This is a genomic window from Terriglobus sp. 2YAB30_2, from assembly GCF_052114765.1.
In the GTDB taxonomy this organism is placed as follows: domain Bacteria; phylum Acidobacteriota; class Terriglobia; order Terriglobales; family Acidobacteriaceae; genus Terriglobus.
On the sequence record NZ_JBFRFJ010000010.1, the window covers coordinates 150103 to 171454 of the forward strand.

Annotated in this window: 13 protein-coding genes; 8 read left to right on the plus strand and 5 right to left on the minus strand. The window is 59.6% G+C overall.

The features are described 5' to 3' along the window. The first annotated feature begins 89 nt into the window (after positions 1-89). Together AB4Y89_RS16090 and AB4Y89_RS16095 are read left to right on the plus strand one after the other, a co-directional pair. The gene (locus AB4Y89_RS16090; protein WP_442301958.1) at positions 90-4037 is read left to right on the plus strand and encodes a carboxypeptidase regulatory-like domain-containing protein; all 3948 of its coding nucleotides are present in this window, start codon (positions 90-92) and stop codon (positions 4035-4037) included. A 95-nt stretch (positions 4038-4132) separates the two neighbouring features. Next, positions 4133-5473, plus strand: coding sequence for an oligogalacturonate lyase family protein (locus AB4Y89_RS16095; RefSeq protein ID WP_442301959.1), 1341 nt, complete (start codon positions 4133-4135; stop codon positions 5471-5473). A gap of 303 nt (positions 5474-5776) precedes the next feature. Here the strand turns inward: AB4Y89_RS16095 and AB4Y89_RS16100 are convergent, their stop codons facing one another. The 5 genes from AB4Y89_RS16100 to AB4Y89_RS16120 form a co-directional block, all read right to left on the minus strand. Continuing rightward, a complete protein-coding gene (locus AB4Y89_RS16100; protein WP_442301960.1) occupies positions 5777-6988 on the minus strand; it encodes a glycoside hydrolase family 88/105 protein in 1212 nt (403 codons plus the stop codon). A gap of 7 nt (positions 6989-6995) precedes the next feature. Further along, positions 6996-8405, minus strand: a complete 1410-nt coding sequence (locus AB4Y89_RS16105) for a glycoside hydrolase family 28 protein (protein ID WP_442301961.1) — start codon at positions 8403-8405, stop codon at positions 6996-6998. Positions 8406-8417: 12 nt separating this feature from the next. Beyond that, on the minus strand, positions 8418-11171 hold the full coding sequence (locus AB4Y89_RS16110) for a glycosyl hydrolase (protein ID WP_442301962.1): 2754 nt from the start codon (positions 11169-11171) through the stop codon (positions 8418-8420). 340 nt (positions 11172-11511) lie between these two features. After that, a complete protein-coding gene (locus AB4Y89_RS16115) occupies positions 11512-12609 on the minus strand; it encodes a substrate-binding domain-containing protein (RefSeq protein ID WP_442301963.1) in 1098 nt (365 codons plus the stop codon). A 60-nt stretch (positions 12610-12669) separates the two neighbouring features. Next, on the minus strand, positions 12670-13884 hold the full coding sequence (locus AB4Y89_RS16120; RefSeq protein ID WP_442301964.1) for a TIM barrel protein: 1215 nt from the start codon (positions 13882-13884) through the stop codon (positions 12670-12672). A 174-nt stretch (positions 13885-14058) separates the two neighbouring features. Between AB4Y89_RS16120 and AB4Y89_RS16125 the strand changes: the two genes are divergently transcribed. From AB4Y89_RS16125 to AB4Y89_RS16150, 6 genes are all read left to right on the plus strand, one after another. Further along, complete coding sequence (locus AB4Y89_RS16125; protein WP_442301965.1) at positions 14059-15156, plus strand: L-rhamnose/proton symporter RhaT; 1098 nt, start codon at positions 14059-14061, stop codon at positions 15154-15156. Positions 15157-15385: 229 nt separating this feature from the next. Beyond that, positions 15386-17113: a sodium:solute symporter family protein gene (locus AB4Y89_RS16130; protein ID WP_442301966.1), complete on the plus strand. Its 1728-nt coding sequence runs from the start codon at positions 15386-15388 to the stop codon at positions 17111-17113. Between the two features lie 12 nt (positions 17114-17125). Beyond that, positions 17126-17392, plus strand: a complete 267-nt coding sequence (locus tag AB4Y89_RS16135; RefSeq protein ID WP_442301967.1) for a hypothetical protein — start codon at positions 17126-17128, stop codon at positions 17390-17392. A 53-nt stretch (positions 17393-17445) separates the two neighbouring features. Continuing rightward, positions 17446-18453, plus strand: coding sequence for a pectinesterase family protein (locus AB4Y89_RS16140; RefSeq protein WP_442301968.1), 1008 nt, complete (start codon positions 17446-17448; stop codon positions 18451-18453). Positions 18454-18483: 30 nt separating this feature from the next. Continuing rightward, the gene (locus AB4Y89_RS16145; protein WP_442301969.1) at positions 18484-19878 is read left to right on the plus strand and encodes an alpha/beta hydrolase family protein; all 1395 of its coding nucleotides are present in this window, start codon (positions 18484-18486) and stop codon (positions 19876-19878) included. 502 nt (positions 19879-20380) lie between these two features. Then, positions 20381-21307, plus strand: a complete 927-nt coding sequence (locus AB4Y89_RS16150) for a hypothetical protein (RefSeq protein WP_442301970.1) — start codon at positions 20381-20383, stop codon at positions 21305-21307. Positions 21308-21352: the final 45 nt, after the last annotated feature.

The following is a 21352-nucleotide window of genomic DNA, read 5'->3' on the forward strand; positions in this document are numbered from 1 at the left end:
AAACTTCTTCCCTATTGACAATGAAACGTTTCACGAAATAGCGTTCCGATGGACATCCAACGACAAGATTTGGAGTCGCAGGAGGAAATATGGCAACAACCCTTTTGGAGCCGTGTGAGCGCTTTGTGTCTTCCAGGTGGAACCGTCTACTGGGTTCCAAGCGGAGCCGTCTACTGGGTCCCAAGCGGAGCCGTCTGCTGGGTATGCTGGCCCTTCTCGCTGTTGTGCTGATGCCGGGCGTATTGCCGGCACAGACCGGCGGAGAAGGCGGGCTGCAGGGCTCAGTGACAGACAGCACCGGAGCCGCAGTTCCGGACGCAACCATCATCATTACCAACCAGGGAACCGGCACGCAGACCACCCGTCAGAGCACGGGCGCCGGCCTGTATTCCATCGCCCCGCTGCCGCCGGGCATCTATACCGTCGACGTGAAGCACGAAGGCTTCCAGGAGTTCATCCAGAAGAACCTGACCGTCAACGCCCTGACCGTTACCGGCTTCGATGTAACCCTGACCGTCGGTGCTGCGACGGACGTTGTGACCATCAATGAAGCTCCGCCGCAACTGGAGACGACGAACGCATCGCTTGGTCTGACGATCGAGAACGAGGCATATTCCAATCTTCCGCTGGTGACCAACAACGCCCAGCGCGATGCAACCGCATTTGGAGCCCTGGCGCCTGGCGCACAGGGTGGCGCTCGTCTGCCGATCGTCGGCGGCACGGGAAATTATCTCGGTCAGCTCTACGTGGATGGTCTGCCCGCGCAGACGGTCAGCCAGCAGGGCGACAACCGCCTGGTCTCGCAGGCATTCTCAATCGAATCCATTGACCAGACACAGGTTCTTACCAGCACGCCGCCCGTGGAATACTCCGGCGCTGGCGCGCAGAACTTCACCATCAAGTCTGGCACGTTGGGCTATCACGGCCAGATCTCGGACTACATCCGGAATACAGCGCTGGATGCATGGCCGCTGTTGACCAAGGCGCAGACGGTCTCCGACGGCAAGGGCGGGCAGGTTGCCGCGCCGAAGCCCGTCGATCACCAGAATGAGTTGTCCGCCAGTGTCGGTGGCCACGTGCCGGGCACGAAGCGTGTCTTCTTCTTCGTTGCCTACGACCGCTATCACAACCGTACGGTGCGTGGTCCGGTGGCTTACACGCTTCCCACGCTTCTCGAGCGTCAGGGTGACTTCACGGAGCTGCTCGGTACATCCAGTCCCGCGCTGTTCGACCCCACAACAACAACCTGTTCCGGTGGAACCTGCACACGTAAGCCGTTTCAGGGATCCAAGAACGGCGTTCCGACCTACAACGTAATTCCGAGCAGCTATCTGTCTCCGTTCGCGAAGGCGGCCCAGAACTATCTGCCCCAGCCCTCAAACTCCGGAACGACGAACAACTATCTCGGCAGCGTTCCGTACGGCTTCGATAACTACACCGTCGACTACCGCGTTGACTTTCAGATCACACCCAACCACCGCATCTCGACGGTAGGCGCGATCGGTAAGGTCGGATATCTGAACAACTACAGCGCACCCTTCTTGCCGCAGCCCTACACTGGCGGAAATCTCGCAACGATCTATCCGAAGATCTTCGATGTGCAGGACGTCTACACCATCAACAACAACCTGGTGAACCAGTTGAAGTTCGGTTTCGTGCGGTTCTTCCAGGACATCAAGAACGCGACCCAGAATGTCCCGGGCTATCAGATTGGTGATCTTGGCGCCACGAACCTGCCTGCAGGTCAGGCGGGCCAGACCTTCCCAGGTATGACGTTTACAGCAGGCGGTGCAAGCTCGGTCGCTCTGCAGACCTGGACCGGCGCCAGCGATGCCGTCTCAACCCAGAAGACGACGCCAAACAACTACACCATTCTCGATAACGTGTTGTGGACCAAAGGCAAGCACTCGGTCACAGCCGGTATCCAGGTGCAGTGGCAGCAGATCAACAACGCCAACCCGGATACCTACACCGGTCTGTTGCAGATGGTGTTCAATAACTTCTCAACCGCGAACTTCGGAGCCAACTCGCAGACGCTCTCCAGCTCATCCGGATATTCCTACGCCAGCTTCCTGCTGGGAGCCATCGGTGGCAGCCCAAGTCTGCAGCTCCGTCCGGTCAGTGAGGTTGGCGGGCGATATCGTCCGATTGCTCCCTATGTCTCCGATACATGGAGAATCACGGAAAAGCTGACGTTGGATGCGGGACTTCGCTGGGACTATCTGCCGCCCTATCACGAGGTGAAGGATCGCTGGAGCTTTCTGAATCCGAACCTCACGAATCCTTATACCGGAACACCGGGCGCAATTCAGTTCGCGGGTAGCTATGGCGGCGCAGCGGCGAGCTGCCAGTGCCGCACGCCGGTGCAAACCTATTGGAAGAACTGGGGCCCGCGCGTAGGTCTTACCTATGCGCTGGATGATAAGACAGTCCTTCGCCTCGGCATCGGACGCGTCTTCTCTCAGGGCGGCGGTGTAGGCGGCCGTGGCGGAGCGTTCAACGGAACCGGCCAGTTGGGCTTCAATACCAGCATTGCGTCGCCGGCGGAAGTCACCACGGGCGCAGGTGCGGGGCCGTCGTACTATCTCAACAACAGCAGCGCGTTCCAGGCGATGGGCATGGCCAACACGGCTCTCTTTGGTGGCCAGGCATATCCGACAGCTCCTACTCCTGGACCTGCGACACTGGGGCTGAACACCGGCTTCTACTTGAGCAACGGAAGGATGGTAACGGGACAAGGTGTGAGCTATGCCGACCCATACTTCTCCAGCCGTGCTCCGAACTTCACGTTCTACAACGTGGGCATTCAGCATTCGTTGACGAAGGATATGGTGCTTGCTATCAACTACGTCGGCAATCAGAGCCATCMCCTCATCAATTCGACCTCGAATGCCTCAAACGCCCGTGGCTACTGGTCAAATCAGCTCAACCCCACCTACCTCGCCGGTCTTGGAAGTGTAACGGCCGTCGACGGTAAGACGCCGATCCTGATTGCACCGGCAACCCCGGCGAACGTGGCCAAGGCACAGGCCTCGATGCCGGGCATCAATATTCCACAGAGCTTTCAGAATGCGGCTGCGGCCAGCAATGGCGGAGCGGCAACGATCGCTCAAGGTCTGACAGCGTTTCCGCAGTACTCCGGTGTCACGGACACCTGGGGCAATGTCGGCAACTTCAGCTACAACTCTCTCCAGGTGACCGTCCAGCAGCGCATGTCGCGTGGGCTTACCTTCAACTTCAACTACACGTGGTCGAAGAATGTCGGTAATGACGGAACCTTCCGGAGCGGCTTCGCGATTCCGCAGGCCGCGATCTCGGGCGGTACGCAGAGCTGGGCGCAGGATCGCATCGATCGTGGTGTCACTACCATCTCGTCGCCGCATACGATCCACGCCTACGGTGTCTGGAAGATGCCCTTTGGAAAGAGCGGATTCAGCGGCAGTCATCTGGCGACCCGTACGCTCTTCAGCGATTGGCAGCTTTCGAACATCTTCACCTATAGCACTGGAACGCCGGTCGCTGTGGTCTGGAATACGGACGCAAGCTGCAACACGCTTTCGACTGCAACCGGATCAAATCCTCTTCAGGGACGCTGCATGCCCGACTTGAATCCGTCCTATGTCGGATCTGGTCGAAACGGTAGCAACTACGGCAAGGGGGGCAGCAGCATCGCCTGTAACCTTGGCGGGGCGGGATGCTCCGCGACCAAGTACCTTGATTCGACGGCCTTCCAGGCACCGAGAAGCATTTCCACTGGAAGCACGCCGATATACCTGCTGGGGAACGCACCTCGTACTCAGGCGCTTGGACTGAAGAATCCTGCAGCCCTCACTCTGGATGCCGCGCTTCGGCGCACCATTCCAATCCGTGAATCCATCAACTTCCAGTTTGAAGTGACGGCTTCGAACGTACTGAACCATCCCATCCTGGGCAACCCAAATGCACAGTGGGGCACGACAGCGTTCGGAACCATCACCAGCATCAGCAGTGCCAGCACTCCGCGCAGCTTCCAGCTCGCGGGTCACCTCAACTTCTAACGTAGGTAGTCTTCACAACTCATGGGCCCTGCATGACACTGTCATGTGGGGCTCAATTTTGTTACCCACTCATCTGTACCGCAGGAGTATGTTGTATGCGCTTCAAGGTAGCTGCACTCGTCCCTCTTGCCGCCGGCGTATTGCTCTGTCCGGCCCTGTCTGCCGCCCAGGACTTCAACGTCCCCAACGATCGCCGTCCCGCCGACAAGCGTCCCACGCCGGAGGAGATCGCGCATCCCCCCAAGAGCTGGATCGACAAAGACACCGGCCATCGCGTTGTCCGTCTGACCGATGAGCCCGGCTCCGCGAGTTTCTACTTCAACGTCAATGCCTACACTCCCGATGGCAAGGAGATGGTCTACACCACACCGGAAGGCATCTCAGTGCTGGACCTGCACACGCTCAAGTCGCGCAGCGTGGTGAAGGGCAAGGTCCGCACGTTGGAGGTAGGCCACAAGACGCAGAGCATCTTCTACGTGAAGAACGATGAGCGTGCTGTCTATAAAACCAACGTCGATACCGGCGAGACCACCATGTTGGCCAAGCTGCCGCCGCGCGGCAACATCGTTTCAGTGAATGCCGATGAGACGCTGGCTGCAGGCACCTATGATGAAGAGGATCGCCCGAACGAACAGTATGGCCGTAACGGACGTACGTCAACAGGGCAGCCCGCTGCCGGTGTCTCCCAGACCAGTCCGCTGGATCAGCCGCTGAACAAGGGCGAGATGATGGAGCGGCGTCTTGCGGCGAGGATTCCGCTGGTGCTCTATACGCTCGATTTGCGCAACGGTAAGGTCACGCCGCTGCTGCACTCGACTGACTGGGTAAACCATCTGCTCTTCTCTCCCAGCGATCCCAAGCTGTTGATGTACTGCCATGAGGGTCCGTGGCAGAAGGTCGATCGTATCTGGACCATCTGGACTGACGGAACGCACAACCAGCTGATGCACAAGCGCACCATGGCGATGGAGATCGCGGGACACGAGTTCTGGGGACAGGATGGAAAGACCGTCTACTACGATCTGCAGACACCCAAGGGAGAAGACTTCTGGCTGGCTTCTCTGAACCTGGAGACGGGTAAGCGCAACTGGTACCACATGGATCGCAACGAGTGGTCGATTCACTTCAACGTGAATGAGAAGGCCGGTTTGTTTACGGGCGACGGCGGCGATCCGCACCAGGTAGCTCGCGCTCCTGATGGGGAGTGGATCTATCTCTTCCATGCAAAGAAGGTCCAGAGCGAAGGCATGGTGGATGGTCCTGTGTACGTACAGCCATGGGCCCTCCAGTCGGAGAAGCTGGTGAATATGAGCAAGCACAACTACACGCTGGAGCCGAATGTAAGCTTTACGCCGGATCTGAAGATGGTGATCTTCCGGTCGAATATGTTTGGACCGACTTATGTCTTTGGTGTGGAGATTGAGAAGGCGAAGTAAGTTATTGGGGGAAGAGAAGAGGCACCCGATGGGGTGCCTCTTTTTGTGTTTAGGTTTGTCATCCTGAGCCGAAGGCGAAGGACCCGTCTTGGTGCTCATTCTTCGCTGAAAGCGAAGAATGGTATCTCGCGAAGCGAGACCGGTTTCAGTTTTGTGGTTTCCTTGCCCACCCTAACTCCGTGAGGGTGGGGCACCCCGGCGGATTGAATACCGCTCGAAAAGCAGATCCTTCGCTAAACCACCCCAGCCAGCGAAGCTGGCCGGGGTCCCCTACGCTCAGGACGACATGCAAAAAAGATATAGCTACTTCTTCTTCGTCATGCGCTTCAGTTCGCTGCCTGCCATCAGGAAGCCGCCTACGCCGTAGGTGTAGCTGGCGCTGGAGCGGTAGTAGGCGGGCTCGGCGCCGGTCTGCTGGATGTTGCCCAGGCGACCGTCGGCGTAGACGTTGGTGAGCAGACCGGCCCATGCCTTTTTGATCACCGGCATGTACGTTGCCTTGTCGAGGATGCCTTCATTCACGCCGTAAGCCATGCCGTAGACGAAGAGAGATGCGCCTGAGGTCTCGGCCGAAGGAAAGTGTTCTGGGTCGAGCAGGCTTGCATGCCACTGCCCATCTTTGTCCTGCAGCTCGGCGACGCGTGCGGCCATGTCCTTGAGCTGCTGTACGTAGAAGGGACGCCGTGGGTCGTCCTTGGGAAGGAACTGCAGTGTACGGGCGAGACCGGCCATGACCCAGCCTTCACCGCGCGACCAGAAGATCTTCTTGCCGTTCGGTCCGCGCTTGGGGATGTAGCTCGCGTCACGCGCGTAGAGATGCTCGTCCTTGTCCCACAACAGGTCATAGGTGCGCTGCCACTGCGCGTTCATGTAGTCGATGTACTTGTGATCGCCGGTTGCCGCGTACATGCGGGTATAGACAGCGGGAGCCATGAACAGCGCATCGCACCACCACCAGGGGATACGCGGATCGCCGGGGCGCAGCGTCTCCAGCGGCATGACGGTATCGAGAGTGTGGATGGTGGGAGCGATGATCTTCGCGTCCTTCTTGCCGCCAGCGAGATACAACTCGGTGTAGGTTTGCGCGATGCTGATATCGTCGGCGTTCGGCAGCTTGTCGGGATTGCGCGGCTGGTACTCGAACTTCTCTGACATCTCCGCCATGACGTTGCGGTACTTCGGATCGCCCAGCGAGTCGGAGGCGGCCATGAAGCCGCTGTAGAGCACGCTCCAGGTCCAGATCTTTTCGAAGTAAGGCTGCGACTCCTTCAGTTGCCAGTCCGCGACCTTGCGCATCACCTTGTCGATGGCAGCGGGTGTCAGTGCCGGCGAGATGTCCCTTGCCAGCGGACCCGCATCTTCGGGCGAGGTGCCGAAGTGGCGGCCGTTGTCCTTGTCGATGATGGCCTGCATCTCCGGCGTGGGCTTCGGACTTTGCTGCGCTTGAGCAGAGATGGAGACAGCGGCCAGAGCGAGCGATGCAACTCCGGCGCGGAAGAGAGACGACGTCTTCATGCGTGCGTTATTCCTCGTATTTGTGCGGTGTTTGAGCGTTGGCATCGCTCTTCTTGGAATTCTGAGTCAGCCCCTTGATGTCCTGGGTGTCATCGAGAGCGACGGAGCTGCCGTCAGCGATCTGCAGCTTCAGGTCATGCAGATTCCAGTCGCGCGCGGCGCTGATATGCCCGGCCGTGCCGGCCTGTACGTCGAGGTGATCGATCTCGAAATGTTCAACGGGTTTTTTAGGATTGCCGGCGACGTCGAAGACCATCTTGGCTCCGGTGGCCTTGATGTTCCAGATGTGCACATCGTGGAAGTAAGCGATGCCCTTCTCTTCAGGGACGGAAGTTGTAAGAACCTTGTAGTAGTCCGGATAGTTGGTCAGACCGTCGGGAATCTTGGTGTAGCTGTAGTTCGGATTCCAGTTCATGGTCATGCGCAGCACGGTCGGTGTGTCTTCCATCACCAGGTCGTGGATGCGGATGTTCTCGCCAAAGCCGCCGCGGGTGCGTGCCGACTTGAAGAGGATGCCCGAGGGAACGCCCTTCAGCGTATGCAGGTTGTAGATCTCGATGTTGCGGAAGCCGCCCGAGGTCTCGCTGCCGAAGGTCACGCCTGCCGCGCCGACGCGGATCAGCGAATCGCGGATGATGATGTCTTCGGTGGGGCGATTGACGCGCAGGCCGTCGGCATCGCGTCCGGCCTTCAGGCAGATGGCATCGTCATTGTTCTCAATGTCGGCATGGGCGACGGTGACCTTGCGGGACGAGTCGATATCGACGCCGTCGGTCGAGGGTCCATGTCCGCCCTCATTGGCGCGGACGATGACGCCGTCTACCAGCACATCGTGGGAGTAGACCACCTGCACGGTCCAGAAGCCGGGACGCTTCAACAGCAGGCCGCCGCCGAGCTTCACATCGTGTGAGTCATAGATGACGATCAGGCGGGGACGCTTGGCGTCGTAGTCCGCGGCCCAGCGCAGGCCCTTGGGATCGTCCTCTTTGCGCAGCGCCCAGTAGCCATCCCACCAGACCTTGCCGTCGCCGTCGACGGTGCCTTCGCCGGTAATGGCGGCGTTGTGCTCCTGGTAGACATTGATCAGCGCCGCCGGCCAGGTCATTTCAATCCCGGCAACGCGTGTAGGACGCATGGGATAGTCTTCGAGCTTCTGAGATCCCTGGATGGTGACGCCTTTGTCGATCTGCAGCGTGACGCCAGACTTCACAAAGATGGCGCCAGTCAGATACGTGCCGGCGGGGAAGGTAACGGTGCCGCCGTGTTTCGCCGCATCATCGATGGCGCTCTGAATGGCCTTGGTGTTCAGCGTGACGCTGTCGCCCTTGGCTCCGTATTTGGCGACAGAGAAGGTTGCTGCCGTGGCAGAGACGGTGGTGCAGGCCAAAGCGAGGAGGGAAAGAAGTGTCTTCTTCATGCGAGTTTCCTGTTATCGCTGCGCTTCAAATACGAGTTCGATGTTGCCGAGAATGCCTGATGGAAGTGACTTGACCTTATTGAGATCCTGCATCTGGAAGCGGTCGCCGTATTTGGCGATCAGCGGCCTGTAGTCATGCGGAGGCTGTGCGGCCCAGGCATTGAGCGCGGTGTTGTAGACATGGATCTCGATCTTGTTCTCGCCCGGCTGCAACAGGGAAGCGATGTCCAGGCGATAGGGCGGGTGCCACAGCGCGCCCGCAGGCTTACTGTTGATGACGACCAATGCACCTTCGCGCACCGGTGGGTTGTACCAGGCGTGCGTGCCGGGGCCGGTACGTGTGAGCAGGGGATTGGGAATGCCCTCACGTTTCTCGGCAGTCGGTGGAGCGTCGGGGGCTCCAAGCTCTGCACTGCCGCCGGTGATGGCGAGATATACGCCTGAGGGCGGAGCTTTCTCGATCTGGAAGCTGCGCGAGTAGACGGCCTCGCCGGAGTAGTGCGACGTGACTTCGTTCGACGTCCAGTCAGCAAGCGTGTGTTGTGTCTCGGTCTTGCCGGTGCCGGTGAAGCTGACACTCCAGTCGTGGCTGAGATCGATGGGAGCAGTCGGTGCTGTCGTTGTGGTTTTGGCCGCGGTGACGCTATTGCCGAAGAGATACGTCCTTGACTCGTAAGGAGCCAGTGTCAGTGTGATCTTCTTCGGCGTGAGCGTGCCGGGCAGTGCATGGCCGGTTTCCGGATCGAGCGCAGCGCCTGAGGTATAGCTGGTGGCGAAGCTGACGGTCGCTTTGATCTCGCGGTTGCTGGTGTTGGTCAGGAAGTAGATATCGCCGGTCGGAAGCTTGCGGCGGATGAAGCCGATCGCATTGCGGTCGAACTCTGCGGTCTCGAAGCTGAGATCTGGAGCTGCAGCCTGGTGCAGAGCCGTTGTCAACTCGGCTGCTGTGTTGGCGGCGGCAGGAAAGAGTTGGGAGGCCAGCTGCGTGAGTTCACCGGAAGACTTGCCTTCAGAGGTGAGTGTGGGCGTGTGGCCGAAGGCGACCACTTTGCCGCCGGCTGCCTTAAAGGCTGCGATTTTGCGCAGTGTGGCGACAGGGATGCGCGTCGTTGGAGGCAGCAGCAGAATGCTGTGTTGCACGCCCAGGGTGTCAATCGCTTCGGCATCGGTGAAGTCGAAGTTATAGCCCGCGGAGAGGATGGCGCCCAGCATCTCCTTGGGAAGCAGGTCCTGCATCGCTCCGGTGACGGTTACCTTGGAGGGCTTGAATGCTGCCCATGCATCGTCGGTCGGCAACAGAACGGCGACCTGGTTTGCGGGCTTGCCCTGGCGCATCAGGTAGCTCAGGCGGGCGATGTAGTTATTCACCGTTGGCATGACCGGATGCCACGGATTGTGATCGTTGAAGACGGCGGCGGCGTAGAGCGACCATCCGGGCTCACCGGCCTGCGGCGCTGAGTAAGGCCAGCCGTGGAAGATGAGCTGGTTCTCGCCCATGATGAAGTCGATGTCGGCCTCGGCCTTCATGTCGAGCGGGGTCGCGCGGAAGACGGGCGAGTGTAGCCAGGTAAAAGTCTCGCCGGAGGTGACGTTGTTGCCGAGGAGATGATTGCCGGAGCTGGCCCAGCGCAGCGTCGAAAAGGCGCGCCACTGCGGGCCTTCACCTTCGGGCAGGACGACCAGCCTCTGGCTCGAGAGCGATACGGCCGGCTCGCCGTAGGTCTGCGAACGGAACTTCGTGCCGTGCTGGTTGGCCCAGTCGTTGATCTGCACCAGATAGGCTTCGTTCACCAGCTCGGTCAACGTTTTGCCCCAGTCATGGCGAATGTTTGCGGCGTTGGGGGTATCGCCTGCCACCAGCTCCGGTAGGTGTGGCAGCAGATCGTAGCCGCGGCGCTTGCGGAACTCCTCGGGAAGCGTCGGTGTCCAGTCGGCTCCGTAGGCTTCGAGCGAGTCGGAGAAGATGGCGTAAGGAGGAGTGTCGCCGAAGGCTTTGACGAGCGGCTCTCCCACGGTCTTCAGGTGGGTGGCGACGGCTTCCTTGCTGAACGGATCGAGCACCCAGCCTTCAGCGCCGACGGCGGCGCGCTTCACCATCTGGCCGGTGTGGCTCTGCACAAAGAAGAGGATGACGCGTGGCGTGTCCGCAGGGGTGACCTTTGCAGCTTCAGAGTCAATGGTTGCGAGCGACGAGGTGGAGGCATCCCACTTCGACTGCGTGCCGTTCACTACAGCGGCGTAGATGAGGCTCTCGCCCTCTTTCAATGCGGGCAGCGGCGTGCTGGCGGATCCCGCAGGCAGAGCCGCAACGATGGTGCGCAGGCGTGTAGCGGCGTTGTGCAGCGTGACGGTAGGGCCGCCGTAGGGCCAGCCGCTGCCGAGGGTGACATCAATGCGCAGGCCAAGTTTGCGGCCCTCTGCCTGGGCGTATTGCACGGCATCGAGCATTTCTGGAGAAAGAAAGGTAAAGTTCTTCAGGCCGCGCGCAGGATCGTCGAGGACCTCGGGATAGACGAAGGCGAGCTCTGCTCCACCGATGCCATCGGCCTTCATCTGCTGCAGCTCGCGCAGGATCTCGGGCTTCTCGACCGCGGGGCCGAACCACCACCAGCGCACCATGGGTTTGGCTTCGTTGGGTGGATTCAGAAATCCCTGTTGGATGGCTTGCAGAGATGGTGCCGCTTGCGCGTAGGCAGAGACGTGGCAGCAGGCAAAAGCCAAGGCAGCTGCCGGCAGGAGCAGCTGTTTGCAGGGTAGAGATTTCATGCTGGCGAGCTTACTCCCTCAGGTGCGAACTCTAGTGAACCTGACATGCCAGTGTCAATAGGTAAACAGTTTCTGGAAGTGTTCACGTCGGCGATTGCGATGACAGTATTTGATCTATGGTCGTTTGGAGAGTTGTGCCATCCTTACCCGCCCTAGCGTTGCGAGGGCGGGGCCCCAGGTGGCATGAACATCCACAGAAGGACGGTTCGAGCTTCGCTCGAATCTCCCACCCATCGCTATTCACCCCAACCAATAAGTTGGTCGGGGACCCCGATGCGCGATGGATGGGGCACCCAGTGCATTGGCTTTAAAGTTCAGTCCGAAGTTGTCGGTTGGGGTGCTAGGAGCCGGAGGCGGGCAGGTTCTCGCGGGTGACTACTTCGTACTGCGTGAAGTTGTAGGGGGGCACGATCTCGCCGCGCAGCAGGGAGAGGCCCAGGCGCATCAGGTATTCGCCGTACTGTGAGACCTCGTGGGAGACGGAGGCGACGACCGGAGAATCGTTGCGGCGGAGCTCGGCGATCATCTCTTCTACGCAGTCGTGGCCGGCGACGGCGACCTGCTTCTCGCGGCCCAGCTTGCGGACGGCGTCGATAGCGCCGAGAGCGGCGGTGTCGTTGGCCGCTGCGATCAGGATGCGGCGGTCTTTCGGGTGGCGTTTGAGGAACTCGAGGACTGCCGTGGAGCTTTTATCGCGCAGGCCTCGGGTGTCGATGCGCACGAAGCATTCCACCGGCGTTTCGGGCAGACGGTTGCGCAGGGCTTCGAAGACGCCTGTGATGCGGCTCTGTACCATGGGGCCTGCTTCAGCGAGATCGAGGCCAATGATCCAGTCGATCTTGCCCTTCCAGCGCTCGAGGGCATGTTCGGCGAGGACCTCGCCTACGGCATAGCCGACGCGATAGTTATCGACTCCGAAGTAGATGGCGTGCGGGTGAGGGATGTCGACCGCGATCATGGGGATGTTGGCCGCTGCGATGCGGTCGGCGATGATGGGCGCTACGTGCTGGTCGATCTGGCACTCGATCACGACATCGACCTTGCTCTGCACAAACTTTTCGGCATTGGCGACGGCGGTGGCGCCGTCGTAGGAGTTGTCCAGCACCAGCAGATCGACGCCGACAGCGGCCGCGGCTTTGCGCAGGCTCTTTTCGACGGCGATGGCGAAGGGCATTTCGCTGCTCTGGCTGCCGAAGCCGAAACGCAGCTTCTTTTGCCGGGTGACATGGCGGTAGGCGCCGTCAGCGCTCTGCGAGACGTAACCGCGATGCACGAAGCTCTTCAGGATGCGGTAGACGGTGGTCTTGGAGATGCCCGTCTGCTTGTGAATGGATTCGAGCGTCATGCCCTGGCTCTGCTGCAGCATCTCGAGGATGTCGAGGGCCTTGGAGAGAACAGGGATCAGGTAGAGCTGCCGGCTTTTGCCTTTGGGTGCCACGTTCAGGTGCCTTCCATTATGAAGGAACCATCATAGAGCCGCCTAGGGCGATGATGCGGGTTAGGCGTAAGAGCTCTGGGTATTGCTGTTTTTTGCCGCCCGCTCTTCGGTAATCTTCGCCACGTAGCCGCTGGTACGCAGGGCTTCGAGGGGATTTGCGGGTAAACCGCGCGACTGGCGCCACTCGGCAACCATGGGGCGGATGTCGGTATAGAAACAGCCGCGGAAGTGCTCTTCGGCCTCGACCAGCTTGCAGGCGTCCTGCAGCTCGGCGAGCAGATGCTGGTCCACCAGGGCGGCGCGGGCGAAGAGCTCCTGCGCCTGCATGACAGTCTGTACCATGGCCTCCATCTTGCCCTTGAGGTTATGGCTCTGGTCGATCATGTAGGCGATCTGGTCTTCGTGGACCTCGTTCCAGGTCTTGTAGCTCAGAATCTCGTGGAAGATGCGGAAGACCTGGTATGGATCGATCGATCCGATGGTGAGGTCGTCGTCAGCGAACTTGCGGTCATTGAAGTGGAAGCCGCCCAGAACGCCCAGACGAAGCAGCCACGCAACAATCTGTTCGATGTTGGTGCCCAGAGCGTGATGTCCGGTATCGACAAGGACGACGGCCTGCGGTCCTGCAGCCTTGGCGAGTGAGTAGGCCATACCCCAGTCGGCGATATCGGTGTGATAGAAGGCAGGCTCGAAGGGCTTGTACTCCACCAGCAGACGCTGTGTCGGCGCCATCTCATTGTGGGTAGCTTTGAGAGCTTCTTCCAGCCAGCCGATGCGGCGGGAGATGCTTTGTGTGCCGGGATAGTTCGATCCATCGGAGACCCACAGCGAGATATCGCGCGAATCGAGAGCCTTGGCGATGCGGACTGAGGCCAGCATATGCTGCACGGCTTTTTCGCGAACGGCCGGGTCAGGGTTACAAAGCGAGCCGTACTTGTACTCCTGATCCTGGAAGAGATTTGGATTGATGGAGCCGGCGCGCACGCCGTAGGCCTGCTCCAGCTCCTTCACCTGCGCAACGCTGCCTTCGCCTTCGGGGAGATCCCACAGCACATGCAGTGCCACAGTGGGCGTGATGCCAGTCAGGCGATGGACTTCAGAGGCGTCCGCGAACTTTTCGGTCAGGTTGGTGGCGGCGGCCGCCTGAATGAACTTGCCGAAGCGGGTTCCGGTATTGGCAAAGCCCCACGATGGAATCTCGATCTGGAGTCCATCGAGAGCGCGCCACACGCGCTCCTGTTTCTCCTGCGGAAGAGATGACACGCTACGTTCCATCGTCAGGGTCCTTGGAAATGATTTCGATTACTGCAACGCACATACTACCAGAGTGTGAATTCACATGAGAAACTATTCACCTAATGAAGGAAGGCTCTTCTTGGTATCTGAGCCGTCTCATGGATGTTTTTCAGCATAGCCGTACCTATCTTTTGCAGCTAAAGGAAAGTTTGCATGCCCGGACCTCTGCTCGGCGTCCTGTATCACTGGCTTGGCGGACTTGCGTCAGCCAGTAACTTCATTCCGTTTCGCGCCATCCGGCGCTGGTCGTTCGAGATCTACTGGATCATTCAGGGCGTCGCTGCGTGGCTCATCGCTCCCTCGGTCATCGCCTGGATCTTTGTTCCGCATGTAAGCGAGATCCTCTCTCGCTCTCCGCGTGAGGCTGTTGTCCATGCCGTTCTCTATGGCGTGGCCTGGGGCTTTGGCGGCCTGACCTTTGGACTTGCGGTGCGCTATCTCGGTATCGCGCTTGGATACGCGGTTGCGCTAGGTTTCTGCACGGCCTTCGGCACGCTGATTCCGCCCATGCTGGCAGGGCAGCTCAGTGTTATCGCCAGCCAGACCGGCGGGCGGATCATTCTTCTGGGTGTAGGCGTGTGCCTGCTGGCGATCGCGGTGAATGGCCTTGCCGGTTACTACAAGGACCGTGACACGGCCGATGAGACACCGACGAGCGAGCAGCAGAAAGATCTTTCGTTTGGTAAGGGTATTGTGGTCGCGGTCTTCGCCGGCATCATGAGCTCGTTCTTTGCCTTTGGTCTGGCGGCAGGCAAGCCGATCGGCGATATCGCCGCCGTTGAGCTGCGCGCGCAGGGCCGGCTCGATCTCTGGCAGAACCTGCCGGTGTTGATCGTGGTGCTGTGGGGCGGCTTTGCGACGAACCTTGCATGGTCAACGTGGCTGATCCTGCGGAAGCGCTCGGCAGGACAGCTTGCGGGTGCGGTCTCTGATCCTCAGGCCGGTGGCGTCAACAAACTCACCGGCGGACAGTTGGCGAAGAACTATCTCTGTGCGGCCTCAGCCGGCATCATCTGGTACTTCCAGTTCTTCTTCTACTCGATGGGCCAGACCAAGATGGGCAAGTATGACTTTTCGAGCTGGACGTTGCATATGGCTTCGATCATCATCTTTGCGGCGATCTGGGGTGTGAGTCTGAAGGAATGGAAGTCGGCGAGCCCGCGGGCGAAGGCAGTGCTTGCGTGCGGTGTAGGGCTGCTGATTCTTTCGACGGTGATTGTGGGATACGGCAACTACCGGTCGGCGCATTAGACGAGTGACCACCCCAACGATCTTGTTCGTTGGGGTGAAGCTTGAGAAATCGTTGCGCTGAACGCAACGTCCTGTTGGACGGGCGTATAGCCGGTTATCCCTGCGGTTTATACGTCTTAGCGAGAAAACGTATTCTCTGGGAGCCAAAGATAAAACCCCATTGATATAATTCGGCCTGCGAAAATAATCGTCTATCGTTGATGATGGATTCGCAGACCGAACCGCCACTATGACCCATCTCGCGCTCGCGCTCTTGAGTGCCAGGCAGCTTGCTACCTTGTCCTGGCCCGACATTTTGATTTTGCTGATGTACTTCGTGCTGGTGATCTTCATCGGCTTTTACGTGAAGGATTCAGCCAATACCAGCGAAGAGTTCTTCCTTGCGGGTCGTGAGATGACGGCCTGGATTGCGGGTCTCAGCTTCGTTTCTGCGAATCTGGGTTCGCTGGAGCTGATGGGATGGGCAGGAACGGCCTACCAGTACGGCCTTCTGGCGACGCACTGGTACTGGATCGGCGCGATTCCCGCGATGCTCTTCCTGGGCATCGTGATGATGCCGTTCTATTACATCTCCAAGACGCACTCGGTTCCGGGCTATCTGCAGCTACGCTTCGGTGAAGGCGCGCGTGCGGTCAGCGCGGTCACCTTCGGCGTCATGACGGTGCTGATGAGCGGCGTGAACATGTACTCGATGGCGCTGGTGATGAAGGTCGTACTCGGCTGGGATATCAACTTCTCCATCTGGGTGGGCGCCTTTACGGTCGGCCTGTATGTCATGCTCGGCGGTCTGCGTTCGGCCATCATCAATGAAGTGCTGCAGTTTGTGCTCATCTGGGCGGGCGCTGCGCTGGTGCCGATTCTCGGCCTGATCGAGGCCGGCGGCTGGACCAACCTGAAGCATCAGATCGCTGCGCAGATCGGCAACGAAAGCTACATGCATCTGTGGGCTAACACCGGCAGCTTCCAGGGCAACGCGATGGGTATCCACTGGACCGGCCTGGTCTTCGGTCTTGGATTCGTCATCAGCTTCGGCTACTGGACGACGGACTTCTTGGTGGTGCAGCGTGTGCTCTCCGCCAATAACCTCCGCGCGGCCAAGATGGCTCCAATCATCGGCGCCATCTTCAAGATGGCTGTGCCGCTGATCGTGATTCTGCCGGGCGTGCTGGCGATTGCCGTGCTGCGTAATCCTGATGGAACGCTGATGCACCTGGTCTCGGAGAGCGAAGCGATCCGTACCGGCCAACACAGCTTCAACGAAGCTCTTCCACTGATGCTGGTGCGCTATTGCGGTCCTGGACTTCTTGGCCTTGGCATCACTGCGCTGGTTGCAGGCTTTATGAGTGGCATGGCGGGTAACGTCAGTGCCTTCTCCACGGTGTGGACCTATGACCTGTACGGCGCCTTCATGAAGAAGGATGCTCCCGACAAGCACTACGTCATGGTTGGCCGTGCGTCCACGGTGGTGGGTATGTTGCTGTCGGTTGCGACGGCGTACCTGGTGATGAATGCGGCTTCGATCATGGACTACGTGCAGGCGCTGTTCAGCTTCTTCATTGCCCCGTTGTTTGGAACCGTAATCCTGGGCATGCTCTGGAAGCGCAGCACGAACGCTGGTGGTTTCTGGGGTCTGCTGATCGGAACGCTCTCCTCGATCGTCATGTGGATCTGGGTCTATAAAGATCCCGGTGCGCTGCGGTATATCGCGCTTTCCCCGGATGCGAAGCCGATGGCGGAGAATCTGTATCGCGCGTTGTGGAGCTGGCTGATCTGCGTTGGCATCACCGTAGTGGTCAGCTATATGGGCAAGGCGAAGTCCGATGAGGAGCTCAACGGGCTGGTCTATGGAGCCACGGTCATTCCTGCAGAGGATGAAGTTCCGCTGTGGCAGCGTCCAATCTTCTGGGCCGGGGTTGTGGCCGTCTTGCTCGTGATCGTCAATATCATCTTCTGGTAGGAGGAAGCCTCAATGTCCGGTCAAACGCCTCACCCTAATGTTCATCCGCATCCGGCGTCCTCGTCGGTAACGGCACCCGAGAGCGGCCGTCGGTCGCTCTCCATCTGGTTCTTCGTCGGAATTCTCTGCCTGGGTTACGGCCTGGTGCTGTTGCCGATCGGCGCGTACCAGTTCTCGCATCCGCCGGCTGTCGTTCTGGCAGAGCTTCACTCGACCTTCTGGTGGGGGCTCGGGATGACCCTCTTTGGTGCTTTCTACACGATCCGCTTCCGGCCATAACGGAGGAGGAGGATCGTGTCTTTAAATCAAAACGTTTTACTGGAGGATGAGTCGTGCGTCTACGGATGTTTGCCGCGCCGAGTCTGGCGCTTGCTGCCTGGCTGGTGTCTGTTCCTGCACTGACGGCACAGGATGTTCACGTGAAGGTCTCTCCTGATTCGAAGGGCAACACCTCCAGCAGCGACGATTTCCCCACGATCCAGATGGCGATGGATCACGCGCCTGACCCCGGACCGAACGGACGTCTGTATCTGCACATCGCCCCCGGCACCTACAAGGAGCGGGTATGGGTCTCGCGTCGCCGAGCGCATACGACCTTTCTCGGCACCGGCAGCGATCCGTCACAGGTGGTGATTACGGCCGCGCGCACCGGCCCGACGACGGGCGGTACTTTTTTTTCGGAGTCGGTCGAGATCAACGGCGACGACTTCCAGGCCGATAACGTCACCTTCGAGAACACTGCGGGCAACACAGGGCAGGCGGTTGCGATTGCGGTCAGCTCTGACCGAGCCATCTTCAAGCACTGTCGCTTCCTCGGCGATCAGGACACGCTCTTTGCCGACTTCGGCCGTCAGTACTATGTGGACTCCTACATCGCGGGCGGCGTGGACTTCATCTTTGGCAACGCAACCGCGGTCTTCGACAGGAGCGAGATCCACATCTTTCGTCCCGGTTATCTGACAGCTCAGTCACGAACGACAGCGGAGCAAACGACGGGCTATGTCATCACCAACTCAAAGGTGACGGCGGAGAACGTCGAGGGCAAAGGGTTCTATCTTGGACGTCCGTGGCGCGCGTACTCTCGCGGGGTCTTCATGCATACGGAGCTGCCGGCAACGTTGAATCCGCAGGGCTGGCAGGAGTGGAAATCGAATGCCGCCGACCTCGCCAAGACCTTCTACGCTGAGTTTGGCAACACCGGGCCTGGAGCGGATACGGCACATCGTCCGTCATGGACGCATCAACTTACTGCCGCACAGGCAAAGCCGTTTGAGCCTGCGGTCTTCCTGAAGGGAAGCGATGGCTGGAATCCGGTTGCCGAAGCAGCAAGGCTGCCATAACTAAAAACCGCATCAGGAGCGACAGCCGCCATGCGATTCGTACTGTTCCGTAAAAGTCTTGTCAGTATCGCGTTGACCGCGGCGGGTGTGCTGGCTGCGCAGAGCCACGTGGATGTGCCTCCTGTGGCTGCCGGCGGCGGCGGCGATCCTCGCCCGGAGCAGTACTTTCAGGTGCAGCCTCCGTTTGACAGCGGCAACTTCATCAAGCCGGGGAGCTCGCTCACTCCGGCGCAGAGGGAGGCGCGTAATGCTGCGTGGCGGCATGAGATCCGCCGGCAGCTTTACGTTCCGGATCGTCTTCCTGCGCTCGGGGCAAAGGTGTGGTCGAGCTTCTCACCGATGCCAGGCGTCGTTGCCGATCGCGTGACCTATGCGACGGCTGACGGTATGCGTGTTCCGGCGATCGTCTATCGTCCCGATCCGAAGCTGCTGAAGCCCGGGCAGAAGCTACCTGGCATCGTGGTCGTGAACGGGCACGGCGGCGACAAGTTCAGTTGGTATGCCTTTTACAGCGGCCTGCTCTTCGCAAAGGCAGGCGCGGTTGCGGTGACTTACGATCCGATCGGCGAGGGAGAGCGCAATGCGCATCGTGCCAGCCGTGAGAGTCCATCTCCGCATGACGCCGCCGTCGATCAACCGCACTGGGGGCAACGGCTTGCGGGCCTGATGCAGGTGGATGTGATGCAGGCGGTCAGCTATCTGCGTTCGCTGCCGCAAGTCGATGCCGCACGGATCGGTACAGTCGGCTACTCCATGGGTGCGTTTGTCAGCGGTATTACCGGAGCGATCGACACGCGGATCCATGCGGTACTGCTGAGCGGTGGCGGCACCTTCGACGGTCCACATGAGTACTTCGATACCGGCAAGCTGCCCTGCCAGGCGCCTCCGTATCGTGCGCTGGCGGTGCTGGGCGATCGTGGACCGATTCTCTACACGCTGAACGCCGAGCGCGGCCCCATGTACGTGATGAATGGCGATGCGGATACGGTGATGAAGATGAGCGATCATCCTCCGGCGTGGTTTGCGGCGACACGCGAGCGTGCGGCAAACCTGATGGACACCGAAGAGGGGCTGTTTACGACGGTGCTGTATCCGGGCATCAGCCATCGCACCAGTTGGGTGAACCTGGATGGCATGCTGTGGCTCAACCGGCAGTTGCACTTTGCTTTCTGGGATGAGGCGGGAATCCGTGCCGCCGGGACGACGCATATCTCCGCGTGGATCCAGAAGAACAATGTGGAGATCTCGAAGAATTACATCCGCGAAGACCGCGAAGGCGGGCTCGATGCGGTCGGGACTGGGTTTCCGGGAATTCCACGAGCGGATCTGATGGTGCTTCCGGAAGAGGAGTGGAAGCGGGAGCAGAAGCAGCTTCTGTACGAGTCGTGGGCGGGGCAGATGCAGGCCCGGAACGCCGCCCGCTGAGGGAGGACGCTGGGGTGTGTCATCAAACTCCTGCCGTCAGCGCCGGGAGCAGATTTTTACGAGATCGAGGAGTGAGGAGCGAACTGTAGCTGGTCTACTGGAACGACGAGTGACGAAGAGATCGGGAAAATCTGCCCCGGCCCTTCGGGTTGCGGCGCAAATTCGCCCATACTTCGTTGTCGTCCTCGGCTGTGGACCCGCCACAGCCTTCGGCCTCCGCCTCGTCTGGACAAACTTGCGCTCGCAACGCTGACGGCAGGAGTTTGATGGCACACCCTAGTGTCCCAGAATGGTACATTTGGAATCCCGGTTTGCGCGGAATTCATTGAGAAGCGCCGAAACCGGGCTATTCTAGGTTCACGAAGTCAGCCACAATTTGCAGTGAGCGGGTGGGGTCCCGGAACGACGAGTGAGCCTCAAAAGGGGATCGTGTATGCGAAACCTGCCGGGTAGATGTGTGTGTGTCTTGACCAAATTTCCCTCTATTAGGACATCGAATAACGTGCTGAAACGCCGAATTCTAATGCTTACGCTGGCCGCCGCCGGCGTCGCATCCCTCCCCCTGCACGCACAGAGTTCGTCACCTTTGCAATCAACAACTTCTGACTGGTCGGTAGATAGCCGGTCGAATCGTCCCACACTGCAGCTCGCCGCGCTCGATATGAGCAGCTCGTCCCAGCCTATTGGCTCCATGGACGAGGCGGATGCGGATGCCGGGGCGATCATCCCGCCTCCTGCAGGACGGTCGGCCTTCCAGATTCGTCCATTTCGTCAATACGCTACTGCAGTTCGCTTTGGTTCTCTCGGGTTCGGACCGGAGGTAGCTACGCCGCTTGGCCGGCGAGTTAACCTGCGCATGGGTGCAAACTTCTTTGGGTATACCGGCACCTTTGGGAACGGCGGCTGGAACTATGACGCCGACCTCAACTTCAAGTCCGGACAGGTGCAGGTCGACTACTTTCCGTTCTATAAGGCAGGCGGATTCCACGTCAGTCCGGGTCTTGCCTTCCAGAAGAACCATGGATCGGCGTTTATCCATATCGATCCAGGCGCTCGGTTCGACATGGGCGACGGCACCTACACAAACTCGGCGACCGACCCGGTCAAGGGAAATGCCACCTTTGCCTACGATCGCACGGTGGCGCCGATGGTCACCTTCGGTTTCGGCAATCTGATTCCGCGCAATGGCCGCCGCTGGAGCATTCCGGTCGACATCGGAGTGGTCTTCACGGGAGCTCCGAAGTTCGGCCTGGACATGGATGGAACGGTCTGCGATCCGCAGGGCTGCGGCAAGCTTTCGACCGACGCCGGTGCTCAGGCTGACCTGCAGCGCCAGCGTGTGAAGATCCAGAACGATCTCAAGGACTATGCAACGGTGTATCCGGTTATCTCCGTTGGCTTTGCCTGGAACTTCGGATCACGTGACTAAACTTGATTGGTTTTTCGAAGCCGCATGCTAGTTAGGCTTCGCAGG

What these genes read in the sequence shown, in the direction of transcription:
- AB4Y89_RS16095 (WP_442301959.1), top strand. Translation starts at nt 4,133, where the DNA reads ATGCGCTTCAAGGTAGCTGCACTCGTCCCTCTTGCCGCCGGCGTATTG.
- AB4Y89_RS16100 (WP_442301960.1), bottom strand. Translation starts at nt 6,988, where the DNA reads ATGAAGACGTCGTCTCTCTTCCGCGCCGGAGTTGCATCGCTCGCTCTG.
- AB4Y89_RS16105 (WP_442301961.1), bottom strand. Translation starts at nt 8,405, where the DNA reads ATGAAGAAGACACTTCTTTCCCTCCTCGCTTTGGCCTGCACCACCGTC.
- AB4Y89_RS16110 (WP_442301962.1), bottom strand. Translation starts at nt 11,171, where the DNA reads ATGAAATCTCTACCCTGCAAACAGCTGCTCCTGCCGGCAGCTGCCTTG.
- AB4Y89_RS16120 (WP_442301964.1), bottom strand. Translation starts at nt 13,884, where the DNA reads ATGGAACGTAGCGTGTCATCTCTTCCGCAGGAGAAACAGGAGCGCGTG.
- AB4Y89_RS16125 (WP_442301965.1), top strand. Translation starts at nt 14,059, where the DNA reads ATGCCCGGACCTCTGCTCGGCGTCCTGTATCACTGGCTTGGCGGACTT.
- AB4Y89_RS16130 (WP_442301966.1), top strand. Translation starts at nt 15,386, where the DNA reads ATGACCCATCTCGCGCTCGCGCTCTTGAGTGCCAGGCAGCTTGCTACC.
- AB4Y89_RS16135 (WP_442301967.1), top strand. Translation starts at nt 17,126, where the DNA reads ATGTCCGGTCAAACGCCTCACCCTAATGTTCATCCGCATCCGGCGTCC.
- AB4Y89_RS16145 (WP_442301969.1), top strand. Translation starts at nt 18,484, where the DNA reads ATGCGATTCGTACTGTTCCGTAAAAGTCTTGTCAGTATCGCGTTGACC.